Source organism: Fluviicola sp. (genome assembly GCF_039596395.1).
Taxonomy (GTDB): domain Bacteria; phylum Bacteroidota; class Bacteroidia; order Flavobacteriales_D; family Crocinitomicaceae; genus Fluviicola.
The window spans coordinates 480236-497404 of record NZ_JBCNJT010000003.1; the positions used below are offsets into that span (position 1 = coordinate 480236).

18 protein-coding genes are annotated in these 17169 nt (G+C 43.7%); 7 read left to right on the plus strand and 11 right to left on the minus strand.

Annotation, left to right across the window (positions count from 1 at the left end; all coding sequences use genetic code 11):
* Positions 1-22: 22 nt before the first annotated feature.
* From ABDW02_RS17340 to ABDW02_RS17385, 10 genes are all read right to left on the minus strand, one after another.
* Complete coding sequence (locus ABDW02_RS17340; RefSeq protein WP_343636800.1) at positions 23-1309, minus strand: serine hydrolase; 1287 nt, start codon at positions 1307-1309, stop codon at positions 23-25.
* 51 nt (positions 1310-1360) lie between these two features.
* Positions 1361-2500, minus strand: coding sequence for a cysteine desulfurase family protein (locus ABDW02_RS17345; RefSeq protein WP_343636802.1), 1140 nt, complete (start codon positions 2498-2500; stop codon positions 1361-1363).
* 45 nt (positions 2501-2545) lie between these two features.
* A complete protein-coding gene (locus tag ABDW02_RS17350) occupies positions 2546-3055 on the minus strand; it encodes a YdeI/OmpD-associated family protein (RefSeq protein ID WP_343636804.1) in 510 nt (169 codons plus the stop codon).
* Positions 3056-3225: 170 nt separating this feature from the next.
* Positions 3226-4353, minus strand: coding sequence for a hypothetical protein (locus tag ABDW02_RS17355; protein WP_343636805.1), 1128 nt, complete (start codon positions 4351-4353; stop codon positions 3226-3228).
* 80 nt (positions 4354-4433) lie between these two features.
* Positions 4434-4898 carry a hypothetical protein gene (locus tag ABDW02_RS17360; protein WP_343636807.1) on the minus strand — a complete coding sequence of 155 codons (465 nt, stop codon included), beginning with the start codon at positions 4896-4898 and terminating at the stop codon, positions 4434-4436.
* Between the two features lie 62 nt (positions 4899-4960).
* Complete coding sequence (locus ABDW02_RS17365) at positions 4961-5524, minus strand: HD domain-containing protein (RefSeq protein ID WP_343636809.1); 564 nt, start codon at positions 5522-5524, stop codon at positions 4961-4963.
* Between the two features lie 26 nt (positions 5525-5550).
* Positions 5551-6180 carry a hypothetical protein gene (locus tag ABDW02_RS17370; protein WP_343636811.1) on the minus strand — a complete coding sequence of 210 codons (630 nt, stop codon included), beginning with the start codon at positions 6178-6180 and terminating at the stop codon, positions 5551-5553.
* Between the two features lie 7 nt (positions 6181-6187).
* On the minus strand, positions 6188-6832 hold the full coding sequence (locus ABDW02_RS17375; RefSeq protein ID WP_343636813.1) for a DUF4304 domain-containing protein: 645 nt from the start codon (positions 6830-6832) through the stop codon (positions 6188-6190).
* Between the two features lie 95 nt (positions 6833-6927).
* Entirely contained in the window at positions 6928-7386 is a 459-nt protein-coding gene (locus ABDW02_RS17380) for an SRPBCC domain-containing protein (protein ID WP_343636815.1), read from the minus strand.
* 30 nt (positions 7387-7416) lie between these two features.
* Positions 7417-7905 (minus strand): nuclear transport factor 2 family protein, encoded by a 489-nt coding sequence (locus ABDW02_RS17385; RefSeq protein WP_343636817.1) that lies wholly within the window; start codon positions 7903-7905, stop codon positions 7417-7419.
* 137 nt (positions 7906-8042) lie between these two features.
* Here ABDW02_RS17385 and ABDW02_RS17390 point away from each other — a divergent pair, with 137 nt between their 5' ends.
* The 7 genes from ABDW02_RS17390 to ABDW02_RS17420 all read left to right on the plus strand — a co-directional run bounded on the left by ABDW02_RS17390 (position 8043) and on the right by ABDW02_RS17420 (position 16037).
* Entirely contained in the window at positions 8043-9137 is a 1095-nt protein-coding gene (locus tag ABDW02_RS17390; protein WP_343636818.1) for a DNA replication/repair protein RecF, read from the plus strand.
* On the plus strand, positions 9134-9445 hold the full coding sequence (locus ABDW02_RS17395; RefSeq protein WP_343636820.1) for a DUF721 domain-containing protein: 312 nt from the start codon (positions 9134-9136) through the stop codon (positions 9443-9445). Before ABDW02_RS17390 ends, ABDW02_RS17395 begins: the two co-directional genes overlap by 4 nt.
* Before the next feature lie 271 nt (positions 9446-9716).
* Complete coding sequence (gene panB, locus ABDW02_RS17400; RefSeq protein WP_343636822.1) at positions 9717-10532, plus strand: 3-methyl-2-oxobutanoate hydroxymethyltransferase; 816 nt, start codon at positions 9717-9719, stop codon at positions 10530-10532.
* Between the two features lie 3 nt (positions 10533-10535).
* On the plus strand, positions 10536-11249 hold the full coding sequence (locus ABDW02_RS17405) for an RNA pseudouridine synthase (RefSeq protein ID WP_343636824.1): 714 nt from the start codon (positions 10536-10538) through the stop codon (positions 11247-11249).
* Positions 11250-11308: 59 nt separating this feature from the next.
* Positions 11309-13438, plus strand: coding sequence for a hypothetical protein (locus ABDW02_RS17410; protein WP_343636826.1), 2130 nt, complete (start codon positions 11309-11311; stop codon positions 13436-13438).
* Between the two features lie 10 nt (positions 13439-13448).
* Positions 13449-15347, plus strand: coding sequence for a sensor histidine kinase (locus tag ABDW02_RS17415; RefSeq protein WP_343636828.1), 1899 nt, complete (start codon positions 13449-13451; stop codon positions 15345-15347).
* Positions 15348-15383: 36 nt separating this feature from the next.
* The gene (locus ABDW02_RS17420; RefSeq protein WP_343636830.1) at positions 15384-16037 is read left to right on the plus strand and encodes a response regulator transcription factor; all 654 of its coding nucleotides are present in this window, start codon (positions 15384-15386) and stop codon (positions 16035-16037) included.
* Between the two features lie 80 nt (positions 16038-16117).
* On the opposite strand, the gene ABDW02_RS17425 is transcribed toward ABDW02_RS17420, so the two are convergent.
* Positions 16118-17167 carry a PorP/SprF family type IX secretion system membrane protein gene (locus ABDW02_RS17425; RefSeq protein ID WP_343636832.1) on the minus strand — a complete coding sequence of 350 codons (1050 nt, stop codon included), beginning with the start codon at positions 17165-17167 and terminating at the stop codon, positions 16118-16120.
* Positions 17168-17169: the final 2 nt, after the last annotated feature.

A 17169-nucleotide genomic window follows, 5' to 3' on the forward strand; every position in this document is an offset into this window, starting at 1 on the left:
GCTAAATTTAGTGCATTTTTCACTAATTGCGCAGGACTCGGAAAGTTTTTGTGTGGTTTTCTTTACGGATTGTGAGGAAATAAACTCCCGGCTGTAAATTTTTCAAAGAGATTTCATTCCCGGTTTGCTGGAAAGGAACAGCTTGTCCCTGCTGGTTTTTTAGTTCAAATACTTCATTCCCCGAAAGTTCGGAAACAGAGATGATTCCGTTCGTCGGATTGGGAGCAAGTTGAATGCTTTCCAGTTGCTGATCGGCAACACCTGCCACACAATTTAAATGATTCATGTATTGCCAAATCGTGTCGTTATACTGTGTTCCCACCAGGCTGTTTCCCATCGTGCTTCCCATTCGTACCAAAACTAATCCCTGCGACGGAACTACATTGATGATCTGGCCGTTCTTCCCTTCGGCAGCATACATGTCTGAAGGAGCATTCGGGCACAGTGATCCGGGAAATACAAATTGCGACTGCGGAATCATAAAAGAAGCTTTTCCGTTTAGCCAGGTCAGGTAACCGTAGGAATTATTCAAGGTCTGACTGCTGTTGCGCATTTCATTCAGGTAAGTGATATCCGGAAGAACGGCGGTAGTATTCCAGTAACCATCTTGTGAAAGAAGGAGTCCGAAACGTGCCATTCCACGTGCTTTGGAAGCAAACACATTGTTATAGCCGTTTTGCAGGTACAAACCGACTAATCCGATTTTGGAGGAAATTTTTTGATTCACCCAGGCATTTAAAGTCATTCCGGTTGCAGATTCAATCACGGAATCCAATAACGTATAAGGACCGTTGTGATACGCCCAGCGTGTTCCCGGAGCCGCTTCATAAACCAAACAGGAAGGATTCGTACAATTGGGATCTGCCACACCATCATCCAAACCGGTGGTCATCGTTAACTGGTGTTTGATCGTAATGGCGCTTTCTTGCCCGGGAGTCAAACTGGTCCAGCCCGTTCCCAGATAATCACTGGTTGCGTCGTCGATATCCAGGAATCCTTGCTGTTGCGCAATTCCCACAGCATAAGCCGTCAGGGTTTTTCCTGCTGAATTCCAGACATAAAAACTATCCGCGGTGAATGTTCCGAAATACTTTTCCAGCACAATCTTCCCGTCTTTCAATACAATAAATGCTTTGGAATCGGAATTTTCGAGCCAGTCATACATTTTATTGATGGAATCCTGGCACCAGCCTAGTGTTGCCGGGTCTGTCGTAGACCAGGTGTTTCCTGTTAAAGGAGGAAAATAAGTTTGTGCTTTCAGGGTTGAAAAACCGAGCAGCAAGGCCAGTAGGAGTAAGGAGTGTTTCATAACATTCAAAAAGAGAATTTCGTTGTTAAGATAACACTTTTTGAAAAAGGTTTAAACCAGTACTTTCTCGTAGATAGCCTCCAGTTGTTCGATGGCAAAATCAATTTCTTCTTTGGTTGTATACCTGGAGAAAGAGAAGCGTGCATTCGGACGGGAGTTATCTGCCTGAATACCTTCCAGTACGTGAGAACCTTTTGCTGCTCCGGAAGAACACGCGGATCCGCCTGAACAAGCCACACCTTTCAAATCCAGTGTGAACAATAACATGCCGGATTTTTCAGTAGGGGGCAGGCACACATTCAAAACCGTGTACAGGCTTTTCTCCGGACTGATTTCTCCGTGGAAACTCACATCGGAAAGGGTTGCTTTCAACCGCTCGATCATGTAAGTTTTCAATCCCTGTACGTGTGTTTGGTGTTCTTCCAGGTCGCTGTAAGCCAATTCGATGGCTTTTGCAAGTCCCACAATTCCGTAAACGTTTTCGGTTCCTCCGCGTAAGCCTCTTTCCTGGGCGCCTCCGTGGATCAGAATATCCGTTTTGATGCGTTTGTTGGCATACAGGAACCCGATTCCTTTCGGTCCGTGGAATTTGTGTGCTGCGCAAGTCACGAAGTCAATTCCCAATGCATTCAGGTCGAACGCGTAATGGCCCATGGTCTGAACGGTGTCGGTATGAAAATAAGCGTTGTATTTTTTGCAAAGCGCGCTTACTTTTTCAATCGGTGTCAATGTTCCGATCTCGTTATTGGCATGCATCAAAGAAACCAAAGTCGGTTTTTCATCCTGCAAATAGGTTTCCAGTTCGTTTAAGTCGATATTTCCTTTCGAATCCACTTTCAGCCAACAGGCTTCGATATTTTCGCGTTCAGCCAGATGTTCAATCGTATGACAAACGGCATGGTGCTCAATGGTTGTTGAGATAATGCGTTTGACTCCCAATTGGTAAACGGCAGTATTCAATGCGATGTTATCTGCCTCTGTTCCTCCTGAAGTGAAAATCAATTCGTTTGGAGAGCAGTTCAGTAGTTTGGCGATCGACCGGCGGGAAGTTTCAATCAATGCCTTGGTCTGTCGACCGTAGAAATGCGTAGAAGAAGGATTTCCAAATTCATGTTGTAAAACGGGGATCATTGCTTCGGCAACTTCTTTTGCAAGGGGAGTAGTTGCTGCATTGTCTAAATATACTCGCATCGATTTTTTTATTACAAATGTAATAGATTCAGCAGAAGTAGCGAACTAATCTTTGCCCAGAAGAAACCGAAATGTTTCTTTTCCTTGGGGAGCTAAAAGCAGGTTTGTCATCAGGGAATGGGTCCGTTCCAATCGCTTTTCGATCGATTTTGCAGTCGAAATATGGTTCAGGATGTATCGTTTCATGCCGGGAGTAAGTGCATCAAACCGGTCTTTTGATTCCGGCACCTGGATCCAGTATTCTTTGATCTCTTCCGGAAGCGGAACACCGAATTCCGATTCGTCTTTTTCCAACTGAACCGTTACGAAATCGCCCAAAGTCTTTCCAAGCTTTTTAAGCCGGTCTTTTTGAACGGTAATCAGGCCGCTTCCTTCTCCGAGTGCCAAAATTCCGGCCTGCCAACGCACTTTGGAATCCAGGGTGACAAGCAGCCGCTGATTGAAATCTCCTTTTTCTTTTCTGCCCGGAAGCTGTGCCAGTATATCCGGCGTGATTTCCACGAACCAGTAGTTCAGGTAGTCAAGTGCTTTGATGTCAGTTTCGAATTCAATCATGGCGTATTCTTGGAAGCATAAAGATAAAGAAGATCATTGAACCACATAGTTACATAGCACACATAGAAAATATTTTGCTATACTCACTTTGTACAATTTAAAACCTATGTGACCTATGTTTGTATGTGGTTAACAAAAAATCCCCCGGTGTTACTCAGGGGACTTTCCTCTTATTCAACCGTGAATCCTGTTTTTTGAGCGGTAGCAACTAACGATTCAATGATTGCCGATCCAAGGTCTTTCTGCGCGTTGGATTCGTTGATCTTCTTCGTTTCCTCTGCGATGTATTCTTCCCGTTTCTTCGAAAGCTCGCCGATCTTGTTTTGGTACTTGACCCGTTCCGCTTTCTTATCGTCTATATACTTCTTTTGTTCCTCTTTGGATTTTCCCTTCAATTCAGCCGGAAGATCTTCCGGACGGATGCTGTCGAGCTTCACTTGGCCCTGGTCCACACCATCCACTAAATCCCAGCTGGCATTTTTGTAGTTCGATTTGGATTTGGCTTCGGCACGTTCGCTCATAACTGCATATCCTTTGGATGAAGCATTCATGTCTTCATTTGCTTGTTTGTTTGCGCGATATTTTCCCTCTTTTCCGTAACCGATGTAGGTTTTGTTTAAGGAGTCATTGACCGAAATAATTTCTTTGTCGTATGGAGTATCAATGTGTCGGATCTCATCGTTGGAATTGATATTGAAATACGAACCCTGCGTTTGCTGAGCTCCGTCGTACCAGAATTCTTTGACTCCCTGTTCGTAATTTCCGCAGTAAATAGTATTCACAATAATGTCTTTCGTTGCTGCAATTTTCAGGATTTTCTTGTAATCGATCGGGCCCTGGTTGAAAGGTTCATTCCCTGCAATATAGATCAGGCGCAGGTCGCCATCGTTGGCAGACCATTTCAGGTCATTGATGGACGATTCGATCACTGCTGCGCAATATTCTGTTCCTCCGTTGGTTTTCAGGGAGAAAAGCTGCCCGGAAATAGAATCCAGGTCAGAGATGAGGTCTGTTCGTTTACGGATCCAGTTGGGAGTTTTGATCTCGTCGTTTCCATAATCGTATAACGCGATTTCCAATTGGGGAGATTTTCCTTTGGCAGACATTTTGGAAGCCATGTTGACAATTTTCCAGATAGTGGATTTGGCTTGTTCGATCAAACCGTCCATACTTCCGGAAGTATCAAAAAGGATTGCAATTTGGATTTTACGTGCTTCATCACTCGGGTGAAGCGGTTGTGCTTGTGAGAACTGAATTCCCGCAGCGAGGCTCACAATTGTAATAAGGATTGATTTCATAATGCTGGTTTTCAAGGAATACAACCAGGTTTGAAATCGGTTCAAAATAGTAGGGGCGTAAAATTTTACGCCCCTACTATTTATTCTGATTTTAGCAATTCCTTTCGTTGTGCACGCAATTCGGAAAGCAAAGGCTCCAATTGAGATGCTTCTTTATTGAATTCGATCGTTACACGTTTAGTCCCGTTGGAAGTCGTGATTTCGATGTACTCCGAACCACCGTCCGCGCAATCGGGGCAACCATAACTTTCTTCCAATCCTTTAAAGCTGTTCCAATCGATTTTATCCAAAATGCTTTTCCACCTGGCAGCTGAAATATCGAACGATTCTTTCTTTGCGGGATTTCTATCTGAGTCGACGCTGGATTCAACATAGTTGACCTGTTTTTCGGTGAAAATGAGTTCTTTTCTGCAGTATCCGCGGCAATGCCCGAAATTGGTGCCGTGCATCACACTGATGACCTGGTCATTGGAAGCAACCGGTTTGCTGGTATTACATCCAAATAAGATAGAAGCCGAAAGGGCAACAAAAAGAAAGATTTTCATGACTCAAATTTTACGTGAAGGTAGCAAGAATTTTGCCAGGATATTTATAAAAAAGAGGTGTTTTAGCGAACAATGAATTCGTTGTAACGCTCAATCTTTTCCAATAATCGTTGAGCTAAATAAGCATTTCCGTCTTTCAGGTGCGAATGTATCAACAATGCTTCATCGATGTATTTTTCTTTCTTTTCATTGTTCCAATAATGAGGTGGAGCATACAGGTTGCAGATCCGGTCGGCCATTTTAACGACCCAAACTTCCTGGGGTTGTTTTTTGATGCGTTCCAGGCTGTCCATCATTTGCAGTTCTTTGGTTTCAAGCTCCTCATTTTTTGTCAGGGCCAAAACTCCTGCTGCCACCTCGTTGCCGAATTGATCGCGAATGGATTCAAAAGTGGCTTCGGTATCTTCAATCGTATCGTGAAGAACGGCACACAAAATTCCCAGTTCTTCCTGTGGCATGCTTTCGTGTTTGAATGCATGGCTCACTTCAAAAACCACGCTTCCGATGTGGTTGATGTATTCGATCCGTTCCCCTTTATTCGGAGAACCATAAGTTTGCCCGCTGTGCAAAAGAGTCGCAAGTTGCCAGGCTTCCTGTAGTTTTTCTATAGCTGATTTGTTATTCATGCATTTCTAATGTTATGGATGAAAAATTAGTACATTTTTCCGTTAAGGCTTGTGTCAGCAATAAATTCGATACCCCGGCCGATAGTTCGAACGCTCTTGTAATAATAATCATCACTCATAAAATAATCCCATTGTTTGGAGTTCAGTGTGTGATAAATGGTTGGATAGATTTTGGGGAATTGGCCGGGATCCAGTTTGATTTCTTTCCAGTAATAATGTTTCGACCACTGATTATAATCCATATAAATGAATAACCCGAAATTCAGTATCTCATTCTTCCGGGTAAGAAAATAACCATCTGGAGAACAAGTTCCGAGATATCCGTTTTTCTTCATGACTTTCAATTGCTCATTCAGTGAAGTCTCATCGTATTCTTTGAATAAGGACTCCAAACTGTCTTTTCCGTTTCTGCGGCATTTTAAATAGGAGCAGGTACTTTTTTTATCACGGATCTGAACCTGGAAAATGGTATCGTGATAGAGGAATAAAACATAGTGGATAACAGGCGGATTCATATAAATCCCATTTCCCAATTCAATTTCATCGCCATTACTTACAAAGCAAATAGCCCGGAAATCTTCGTTGAGAGGAGTGTTCTCGCTTTTACACGAAGTTAATAAGATAAGTATACATAAAATGCTATAGATTAATTTCATAACAAATTCAAAATTGATTGGTAGTTAGTTTTTCTTCCACTAACTTGACAAGTTCATCCCAATAGCCTCTTTTACGTTCCGTATCAATCCACTCTTGAATTAATTTTAGTCCAACATTTCTATCTCCAAACTCTATCTCATGAAATCCTTCAGCTAACGTCATAAAAATTGTACGCCCCATGAATTGATCGGGAGGGTTTCTGTATATTTCCAGTAAATCATAATTACTCTTCAGTGTCTTAATAAACGGGATCAATATATTTTCCAGATGATCCATTATCAATGATTTAAAATCAGAAGGATTTGTATCCGGAACTATCGAGTAATAGTAAGGAGTTCCTTCTTTTAAAGCACTGACATTCGGTTGTATAATCGAAAAAGAAGTATTGTGAGGTATTTTAGGAATTTTGGAATATTCCGGAAAATGTTTGAGAAAATAGTGATGAGTTAATTGATCGAAAATGGTGCAATTAAACCAAAATGAAACACTATCTGGCATATTCCAGGATGACTTCTCTATTGAAATAAATTGAATCATCCGGTCGGTTTCTAGATAAAAATGCTGACCTGAAGTCTTAAAACCGTATGATTTCATGAAAGGTTTTAATTCCGTTTTAAGAAAATCAGCAAAAAATATGAGACAGTTTTCCATTAAGAGTTAGTTAATTGTTTCTTCTTATTTTATTCCGACCTAAAAGTGCAAAATAGTTGTGAGTCGTGACTTGTTTTTGAAGAGCGCAGAAATAATTATTCGCGATTCCTTTTCAAAAAATTTTCAATTCTCCATTTAATAATTTGCAAAGTCCCGTTCCAGTAAAACTCCCAATGCTTGTATATCTCAACCGTCGGAAAGTTACTCGCCTCGACGCATAATTCAGTTCCGTCTTCTTTCGGAGCCAGGTAAAACGAGATCACAGTGTAATTTTCGGGTTCGTCTTCCAGGTTCGATAGGGAACTCAGGTATTCGTATTGAAATGCTTTTCCCGGTTCGAATTGCAGGATCGTTCCGCGGTTCTCAAATGGTGCATGATGGAAACCTTTGATCACAAACGGACCTCCGACTTTCCAATCGGAAAGAATTTCTATCCTCATTTCCGGATCGCCCATCCATTGCTGCATCAACTCCGGATTGGTTAAATAGCTCCAAATCTTTTCAGGTGATGCTTGAATCAAGATGTGCTTTTCGATCTGTTGCGGGAAGTTCATAATTCGCAATTCGGCATTCGAAATTCGAAATTATTTGTGGTGATCATAACTCAATCCCGACTTAAGTTTCCATTTCCCGTCCTCAATGATCCAAACGTGCGTAAACCTGGCGGTACTTGCATACTGTTCCGGTTTTCCTTCCATTTTTTCATAGAAGCGGTGTTCCCCGTGTTGGATGGCTCCGTACAATTCCCCGTTCGTATAAAGAGGAAAAACCTGCGAACTTCCCGGGACCAGTTCTCTCCTCGATTGATAGGTTTCCGGAGATTTGCACAAACCGCTTTTCAGGTCGCTCAGGAATTTCTTCCGGTCTGAAACACCCGATTTATCATGGAAAAACTCGAAATTTTCACTCACTAGTTTTTCAAATTGAGAAATATCACAGGTATTGAAACCGATGTTGAATAACAAACTGTCTTTTGAAAGAATGATTTTATATAAAACAGATTCTTTGCCTTCCTGCGCGGAAGCGGATAACGAAAGTGTCGTTAATAAAAGAACAAGCAGGGGCTTTGTCATAGGGAATTTGAATTTCATAACTGAAAAATACGGGATTAATTCCGAATTTGGTAGAGACGAAAATTTTTTCATCCCTACCAAGACAATTCGCGATCTGCAATTCGGAATTCGTCATTCGGAATTTGTAACTTTGCAGCATGTTCGTCGAATCCCTTTCATTAGTCAATTTCCGCAATCACAGTGAAGCTGAATTCCAGTTCGAATCCGGCGTGAATTGCATCGTGGGAAAAAACGGTTCGGGGAAAACGAATGTGCTCGACGCGGTTCATTACCTGAGCATGTGCCGTTCTTATTTAAACCCTATCGACCGTCAAAATATCCGCTTCAACGAGCAGTTTTTTGTGATCCAGGGATGCTGGATGAAGGATGAACAGCCTTTCAACCTGTATTGCGGGGTAAAATCGGGCTCGAAAAAGGTGTTCAAAAAGAATAAAAAGGAATACGACCGGCTGGCAGATCACATCGGGCATTTCCCGGTAGTGATGATTTCCCCTTACGATACCGACTTAATCTCGGAAGGCAGTGAAGTGCGCCGGAAATGGATGGACGGGATTATTTCCCAGTTCGACCACGAATATTTGAACGATTTGCAGCGCTACAACAAGGTGCTGGATCAGCGAAATGCCTTGTTGAAACTCCAATTTGAAAACGGGTTCTTTGAACGGGAATCCATCGAGATCTGGGATGAACAACTCATCCGTTACGGAACGGCTATCCACAATAAACGGGTGGCTTTTATAGAAGCGTTTATTCCCTTGTTCCAGCATTATTACAAATGGATTTCGCAGGAACAGGAATCCGTTTCACTGAACTACGAATCCAAACTGACCGAAACGGATTTCAGGTTATTGCTGCAACAAGCCTACCCGAAAGACATGCGCGTGCATTATACATCAGTTGGAGTTCACAAAGACGATATTACTTTTCTGCTGGAAGGATTGCCAATCAAGCGTTTCGGTTCCCAGGGACAGCAAAAAAGCTTCCTGATCGCTCTGCGTCTGGCTCAGTTCGACTGGTTGAAAGAACGCCTGAAGCAAACGCCTATCCTCTTACTCGACGATATTTTCGATAAACTCGACAACCTGCGCGTAGCGCAATTGATGGAATTGGTTTCCAAAAATACTTTCGGCCAGGTTCTGGTCACAGATACCGACGAAAACCGTGTTTCATCAATCTTTGATACCATACAGGTAAAACCGAATATGATCATTTTTAATTCCGAATGGGTATGAGCGAGTGGGACGAACGTAAAAGATCCGGGAATGCACAACCCATGAAGGAGTTGGTGGATAAACTCATGAGCGCTTACCAGTTGCAGGGAAAACTCACCGAGATCGATGTGCTGAATAAGTGGGAAGAAATGATGGGAAAAGCAGTAGCAGTGCGAACAACCAACCTGCAGATCCGTCACGGAGTTTTGATCGTTGCACTGAATTCTTCTGTGATGCGGGATGAGTTGCTGCATGGAAAACAAATCATCATCGAGCGCGTGAACCAAACTGCGGGCAAGCAGATCATCCACGATGTGTGGTTTGAATAATTGCGAATGCCCGAATTACGAATGTTTCCTCAAGTGATAAAATACGGATAGACATGTGTCTATTTGGTCAGTAATATCAACGGTTTCCAATCGGTTGACACGAAAACAGCGTTTCCCGGTTTGCCATTTGGCAAACTGGCAAATTGGCATAGGTCCGGTGAGGGCGAATCCTGCATGTAAGGAACACCGCTACTAACCAATAATCTAAACATTCGTAATTAGGCATTCGTAATTCGGAATTAACTAACTTTGTTAGATAAATAGATCGCTCATGTCAGTGCATAAAAATGTAAAACGTATCACTACGAATGTTTTACAAGAAATGAAGAATTCCGGAACAAAGATTTCGATGTTGACCGGTTACGATTTTTCCATGGCCCGGATCATTGATTCCGCCGGAATTGATGTTATTCTTGTAGGAGATTCCGCCTCCAATGTCATGGCCGGACATGAAACAACGCTTCCCATTACTCTGGACCAGATGATCTATCACGCGGGATCCGTTGTTCGAGCAGTGGAAAGAGCTTTGGTGGTTGTCGATATGCCTTTCGGTTCTTACCAGGGAAATTCCAAGGAAGCCTTGTCGAATGCGATCCGTATTATGAAAGAATCCGGCGGACATGCCGTGAAACTGGAGGGAGGAATTGAGATCATCGAATCCATTAAACGCATTCTCACAGCGGGAATTCCGGTAATGGGCCACCTGGGATTAACTCCGCAGTCCATTTATAAATTCGGCACCTACGTTGTTCGCGCTAAAGAAGAAGCTGAAGCACAACGGTTGATCGAAGACGCAAAAGCATTGGAAGAAGCCGGTTGTTTCGCCATTGTTCTGGAAAAAATTCCTGCTGCTTTGGCAGAAAAAGTGGCCAAATCGGTTTCCGTGCCGATTATCGGTATCGGGGCAGGGAATGGCGTTGACGGACAAGTACTGGTGGTTCACGACATGCTCGGGATCAACAATGAGTTTTCTCCGCGTTTCCTGCGTAAATACGCAAACCTGTACGAGATTATGACAGACGCCGTTAAGAGCTACATCGACGACGTACGCAGCGGCGATTTCCCGAACCAAAACGAACAATATTAATAGATGGAGCAAATCCGCCCGGAAGATGTGCTGTATGAGGATAATCACTTGATAGTGGTTAACAAACATGCAGGTGAAAATGTACAGGGAGATATTTCGGGCGACTTTCCGCTGGTGGAAAAAGTACGCGAATACATCCGTCATAAATTCGAAAAGCCGGGAAACGTTTTTTGTGGCCTGATCCATCGCCTGGACCGGCCTGTTTCAGGAGCTATTGCATTTGCACGTACCAGCAAAGCCTTGACCCGCATGAATAAACTTTTTGCAGAGAAACATCCGCGGAAAGTCTATTGGGCGGTGGTGGAAAAAGCACCGAAGGAGAAATCCGGCCATTTGGTGCATCACCTGGTTCGTAACGAAAAGCAAAATAAAACTTACACCTATACCGAAGCCCGTAAAGATTCCAAAGAAGCCCGATTGAAATACCGGCTTCTGCTCAGTTCCGATAATTATACCTTATTGGAAGTAGAATTGGAAACAGGCAGGCATCACCAGATCCGTGCCCAGCTTGCTGCAATCGGGTGTATCATTAAGGGCGATCTGAAGTACGGGGCAAAGCGCTCAAATCCGGATGGTTCTATATATTTGCATTCCAGGGAGTTGGAATTCGAACATCCCACAACAAAAGAAACAGTAAAAATAACAGCACCGGTGCCGAAAGATAACCTGTGGCAATGGTTTGAAAAGGAAGAATCCGCGCAGCGGAAGAAAAAATGACAAGCGGTAATGCAGTCATACAAAGAGAAAAATTTAACGATAAAAACTAACTTAGTTATATGAAATTAGTTCCGGTCTTTCTGCTCTTCACTTCACTCATTTTCGCACAAACCAAATCCTACTATTACCCGGTTGAAGCCTCTTTGGCGGATCACCACATTACGGCCATCGAACAAGATGCATTCGGGCGATTGGTCATCGGGACCGATAAAGGCCTGTTCAGTTTCAACGGTTTCCAGACGAAGCAGATCGCTTCCTCCCGGTTGTATTCGCAAGACATTGTTCAGTTGCTGAAGCTGAAAAAGAAATTCATCGGTTTGACCAAAACAGGCCAGTTATTCGAGGTCAAAGACGATCAGGCTGTTTTGGTTCCCTTGCCGCAAATAAAAAACCAGATCCTGAAACTCGACAAAACAGCAGACGGAAATCTCCGGGTCCTTTGCCCCGATGCAGTTTATACGTTTCAATCGAGTGCGTTTAAATTCATGTCAAAAACAGAGATTCCGTTTTACGAAAAGGGAAAATCGGAACTGATCGATTATGTAGAAAACGACAAAGGACGTTTTGCCCTGCTTTCCAGCAATGAATTGATCGATGTGAACGACCAGGTAGCACGGACATTGCCCGGAATGACCGGAAGATGGATGGTCGGGGAGAAGAATAACCTGATTATTTTTCCCGCGAAACCCAATTCGAACATCTCGCTGCAGTATACCAATAAGCGTTTCAAAAACCGGAACAAACTGATCGGTGCATTCAATCATTCCATCCGGAAAATAGTAACCATCGATGAAAAAGTATACCTGCTTTCGGAAACCGGTATGATTGTTCTCAAAGCCGGCGATATGCGCGTAAAGTCTGTTATAGTGGGATTGCACGTTACTGCCGTTTTCAAAGATAAGAACAGCAATATCTGGCTGGGAACAAAATCGAAAGGATTGTACTGCATACCAGCCGGATCTTACAAATTGCTAAACTCCACCGAATTCAGTGCTCTCGACCTGTACAACGATGAGATCATTGCACGGATGAGTTCGGGAGAAACCATGCTGCTCAATAAATTTGGCAGAAAAGCGCGTGCAGCACTTCAAAAAAACGGGGCAAAACCGGCCGGTATCCAACTATCGCTGATGCTGGCAGACGAAATCGTAAAAGAGATCCTGCCCTTGCAAAACGGGAACTTCCTGCTTGTTTCTTCCAAAGGATTATTCAGCATGGAAGCCAAATCCACCAAAGAACTGCGCGATAAACTGGCGAAAGGTAAACCCCGGAAAGTCATTTTGGAAAGCCCGGTAAAAATCTTCCAGCAATCAGATACGAATGAAGTGCTGTTCTCCAACCTCGACGGATTGTTTACACTCGACCTGAATACCCTTGAATACCGGTCAATCCGCTATTTCAATGAAACGATCGATCCTTCCGACATCCTGTACTTCAAAAAGTGCTGGTATGTGCTGAGTTCCGCCAATAAGATCTTTACCATTAAGAACGGGAAAGTAACGCACGAAGTGAATTTCCGGGAAAACGGCAGCAACCTGCTGGTGTCGAAACTGAAGATTTACAACGACTTGTTTTACATTCTTTCCGATAAAACACTTTACCGCACAAAGGATCTGACAGGAAATCTCGAGCGTTTGGAAGAACTTTCCCGTATGAACGATTTATTCCTGAGGGATTTTGTGGTATTGGACAATAAAGTGTATGTAGCCACCCAATTCGGTTTGTTCGAATTTAAATGGGAAAAGGTAAAAACAGAATTTCCTTCATTCATCCTGGGGAAACCGGTCGGTGATCATCAGCAAAAAAATACCGGCAACTTTGAAGCGGCAAATACCGAAGTCACTATTCCGTATGAGTTGGTGGAACTGATGGGAAACCACCCATACCAGCTGCAATACCGGTTGATCCGCAACGGGGACGAAGACCAGATTCATTGGTCCGCTACTTCACTGGGTCTCACAAAACTCACATTCGAACACCTGAGCGCCGGTTCTTATTCATTGGAACTGCGTTTATTCGATCCGGGAACGGGACAATATTCCAAGCCGGAAAATACCTTGTTCAAGGTCAAAGCTTCCTGGTGGGAAGACACGCTGGTTTGGTTCATTGCCGGGATTTTAGTCGGGTTCTTCGGCCTGTTGTACCTGAAGCGCAGGAAACGCCTGAAAAAACTCGAACTTAACAAGTAATCCGGAAGAGATGATGAAACAAACACTACTACTTGCTTTCCTTCTGAACCTCCTTTCTTTGAATGGATTTTCGCAGTGTGATACCAATAAGATCAACCTGGAAAACGATCGGATCCTGGAATTGTGCTACGAAAAACCGAAAGAAGCCCTGAAAGCATGTGAAAAAGTCATTGTTCAGTCACAGGAATGCGCGTTTTATCCGGGAGAAGTCCGTGCATTGATCCGCATGGGAATTTGTTACGACGTGCTTTCCAAACCCGACCAGGCGATCAGTTATTATCAGAAAGCGCGAACGGTTGCTCAAAAAAACAACTACCTGAAAGGCATTGCTTCCTGCGAAAACAACCTGGGATTGATCTATTGGCGCCTGAACGATCTGAAGCGTGCCATCCACTCATTCCACGAGGCCAAACTGGCTTTTGAGAAAATGGAAGACAACCTGAATGTGGCTACCGTAATGAATAACCTGGGATTGATCTATGAAGAACTGGATCAGGAGAAAATGGCGCTTTACTGGTACCGCAGAAGTGTTTCGAACTACCGGAAAGAGAAGAATGCCGACCAGGTCCTGGATGTGTACTCAAACATGGGAAATATCTGGACCTACATGGGAAGTTACGATTCCTGTATCTACTATTCCGAATTGGCGATCAAGGGCTATCGGAAAACAAAGAACAAATACGGTTTATCCATTTCCCTGAGTAACCTGGCAACAGCCCTCGGGGATAAGAAAGAATACGATAAGGCCGAAAGTGCTTTCAGGGAAAGTGCAGCCATTGCCAAAGAATTGGGAAATGAATATTCCTACGTGAGTACGCTCATCAATTGGTCGAATTGTTACCGGAAACAAAAGCGTTTTGCAGAACAGGAAAAATTGCTTCAGGAAGCACTTCCGATAGCCGAAAAACTAAATGCACCTGAACAGCTTTATAAAATAAGTGAGGCCCTGGGATTTGTAGCGCTCCGGAAAGGAGATAGCAAAGCAGCGGGAAAATACTGGGCTATGTTCATGAAGTACAATTCCAGATACACCAAAGAACTCCAGGATAAGACTATTTCAAAAACCAATGCGCTCTACGAGATCAAGTCCGAAAAGCAGCAAACGGAATTGTACCGGAAGAAAAAAGACATCGAACTGAAAGAACAGCAGATAGCCCGCCGTTCGGAAAATATATTCTGGATAGCCCTCGTTTCCGTATTGTTCCTGGCAATCCTGAGTATCATCTTTTACTTCCGGAAACGCAACCTGCAAAAAGAATTGGTATCCCAGCAGCTGGTATTCCAGGCCACGAATGAAGAACGCAAGCGCATTTCTTACGATCTGCACGATCTGGTCGGTTCGCAGTTGAGCTTTGTAGTCAATAATCTTGAATTGCTTTCTTTCGGCGACAAAGCAAACGAACGCATCAATAAGACCTTCCTGATGAGCCAGGAAGCGATGAGCTCTTTGCGCGATACCGTGTGGGCGCTGCATTCGGAAAGTATGTCCTCCAAAGTATTGGTCGACCGCATGAAAAACGTGGCCAAAAAGTGGTTGGAAGACAATTCCATCCAGGTGAAATTTACCGCTCAGTTACCCGATTCGGATTCGGGAGCTATCGGATTGGACCCGGGAGTTTCCCTCCACGTGATGCGCATTTTCCAGGAAGGGATCAGTAATATATACAAACATGCCAACACCCGAAAAGTGGAAATCAACCTGAAGGAAGAAGGAGAATATTTTGTGCTATCCGTGGAAGATTTCGGGATCGGCTTCGATCCGGCCATCAAACCGGAATTCCATTACGGATTAAAAAGCATCGAACAACGGGCCGAAAAGATCGGGGCAGTTTATTCCATCCGAAAAAGTGAAACCCACAGCGGAATGGTATTAACACTTCGCTGGAAGAAAAATAGCACAATTGCGTAATTGGAAATTGCTGAATAAATCATCACATTTGTCACTATGGGAACCTGTCCAATTGGAATAGTAGACGATAAAGTGTACAACGTACAAATCCTGACTGAAAAGCTGGAAGCTAAGCCGGGAGTGAAAATTACCATGACCGCGTTTAACGGCCAGGCGTTCCTGCACATCCTGCCAACCCTGAAACCACTTCCGGAGATCGTTTTCATGGACATCGATATGCCCTTGCTGGATGGAATTGAAGCCGTGAAACAGGCCAAAGCACTCTTTCCGCAGATCCATTTTATCATGATCACCGTTTTTGACGATGAAGAACGCATTTTCTCGGCCATACAGGCAGGGGCAAGCGGTTACCTGCTGAAAGATGAATCCATTGCAAACCTGCATCGCGCCATCGATAACGTACTCGAATTCGGCGCAGCGCCACTGGCACCCGCAATAGCCAAAAAAGCATACAACTTCATTCAAAATCAGCCGGCAGCAACTTCCGATCCGGAAACAACACCTTTAAGTTCCCGCGAAATGGATATCCTGAACTGCCTGGCATTGGGAAAAAGTTATACAGTCATCGCAGACGAACTCTTCATCAGTCCGCACACCGTGCGCAAACACATGACCAATATCTACGAAAAACTTCACGTAAACTCCAAAGTAGAAGCCGTTCGCCTGGCCATGCAAAAGAAATGGGTTTAGAGGAATTATCAATGATGAATGAAGGAATTATCAAGAGTTCTAATGTTGATAATTGATAATTTACATATTGATAATTGTAATTAGAATCCGCTAAACTCCTTCGGGCACTGGTACCTTCTGCGCATACTCTTACTGTTCACATTCTTCGAGAACAATACCTTATTCGGCATTTCAAAAAACAGGGAAATCTCGTGACTTCCGTAACTGCTTGTTTTCAGACGGGAAATCGTCATGTCGAAATTGTAAGTCACACGCCACAGCGTTTCGTATTTCGTTCGCAGGTTCAGTCCCAGCGTAAAAATAAACGAATCGTATTGCTTGAAACTCATTGCCGCAGTCCGGTTGCGCATCCAGATCCCTATAATAAACGGCTGACTGATGAAATTACTTCCCACACTGAACGTACGGAACTCATTCTGCATCTCGTAAACAATTCCCGGTGAAACCACAAACTCATTAAAGAGCAGGTTCGAAGAAGCATGGAAAACCAGTTTAAAAGGCAATTTATCCGTATCCGCCAGGAAGGCATCTTTAGGTTGCGATAAATGATGGATTGCCCCGCCAAGCGTTGCATTGAAGCGTTTGAACGAATTGCGCTGTTTGCGCGAAGAACCGTTAAAACGCGCAACCAGGCCCGCACTGAAATCAGCATACGAAACATGGTTGTAATTCGGGCGGTTGAAATTGCTTTCCTTGATCTTACCCATCGTTTCGTCCAGCTGGTCGGAAAAAGTCAGTTTCGACCAATCGATATTCTTGGTAATAAACCCGCCGCTTACACCGGCCTGTAAAATGAAATTCTTCGTGTCAACAGGGCGATAGGAGTAATTGACGTAGCCACCGGCAGTTCGCAGCAATGCTTCACCACCAACATCCGAATAAGCCATGATCCCAAGTCCCATTTTGTACATTGTTTGCGCTTCCGCAGAGAACGAAAAAGTATTGAACCTTCCGGGAATAGGGCCCCACAAAGAACGTGCATTCAGCCTCACGGCAATTCCGTTGTTTACCGCCGTCATGGAAGGATTGTAATAGATCGGGTTGTTGTAGAACTGCGAAAAATTAGGGTCCTGCGCGTAAGCACTACCTGCAGCAAGAACCAATACGATACATAAAATCAATCCCCTCATCA

Bases quoted from the DNA above. Each gene is read 5' to 3' on its own strand.
- ABDW02_RS17340 (WP_343636800.1), bottom strand. From the start codon at position 1,309: ATGAAACACTCCTTACTCCTACTGGCCTTGCTGCTCGGTTTTTCAACC.
- ABDW02_RS17360 (WP_343636807.1), bottom strand. From the start codon at position 4,898: ATGAAAATCTTTCTTTTTGTTGCCCTTTCGGCTTCTATCTTATTTGGA.
- ABDW02_RS17375 (WP_343636813.1), bottom strand. From the start codon at position 6,832: ATGGAAAACTGTCTCATATTTTTTGCTGATTTTCTTAAAACGGAATTA.
- ABDW02_RS17415 (WP_343636828.1), top strand. From the start codon at position 13,449: ATGATGAAACAAACACTACTACTTGCTTTCCTTCTGAACCTCCTTTCT.
- ABDW02_RS17380 (WP_343636815.1), bottom strand. From the start codon at position 7,386: ATGAACTTCCCGCAACAGATCGAAAAGCACATCTTGATTCAAGCATCA.
- ABDW02_RS17350 (WP_343636804.1), bottom strand. From the start codon at position 3,055: ATGATTGAATTCGAAACTGACATCAAAGCACTTGACTACCTGAACTAC.
- ABDW02_RS17405 (WP_343636824.1), top strand. From the start codon at position 10,536: ATGGAGCAAATCCGCCCGGAAGATGTGCTGTATGAGGATAATCACTTG.
- ABDW02_RS17365 (WP_343636809.1), bottom strand. From the start codon at position 5,524: ATGAATAACAAATCAGCTATAGAAAAACTACAGGAAGCCTGGCAACTT.
- ABDW02_RS17410 (WP_343636826.1), top strand. From the start codon at position 11,309: ATGAAATTAGTTCCGGTCTTTCTGCTCTTCACTTCACTCATTTTCGCA.
- ABDW02_RS17420 (WP_343636830.1), top strand. From the start codon at position 15,384: ATGGGAACCTGTCCAATTGGAATAGTAGACGATAAAGTGTACAACGTA.
- ABDW02_RS17355 (WP_343636805.1), bottom strand. From the start codon at position 4,353: ATGAAATCAATCCTTATTACAATTGTGAGCCTCGCTGCGGGAATTCAG.
- ABDW02_RS17370 (WP_343636811.1), bottom strand. From the start codon at position 6,180: ATGAAATTAATCTATAGCATTTTATGTATACTTATCTTATTAACTTCG.
- ABDW02_RS17390 (WP_343636818.1), top strand. From the start codon at position 8,043: ATGTTCGTCGAATCCCTTTCATTAGTCAATTTCCGCAATCACAGTGAA.
- ABDW02_RS17425 (WP_343636832.1), bottom strand. From the start codon at position 17,167: ATGAGGGGATTGATTTTATGTATCGTATTGGTTCTTGCTGCAGGTAGT.
- ABDW02_RS17385 (WP_343636817.1), bottom strand. From the start codon at position 7,905: ATGACAAAGCCCCTGCTTGTTCTTTTATTAACGACACTTTCGTTATCC.
- ABDW02_RS17395 (WP_343636820.1), top strand. From the start codon at position 9,134: ATGAGCGAGTGGGACGAACGTAAAAGATCCGGGAATGCACAACCCATG.
- panB (WP_343636822.1), top strand. From the start codon at position 9,717: ATGTCAGTGCATAAAAATGTAAAACGTATCACTACGAATGTTTTACAA.
- ABDW02_RS17345 (WP_343636802.1), bottom strand. From the start codon at position 2,500: ATGCGAGTATATTTAGACAATGCAGCAACTACTCCCCTTGCAAAAGAA.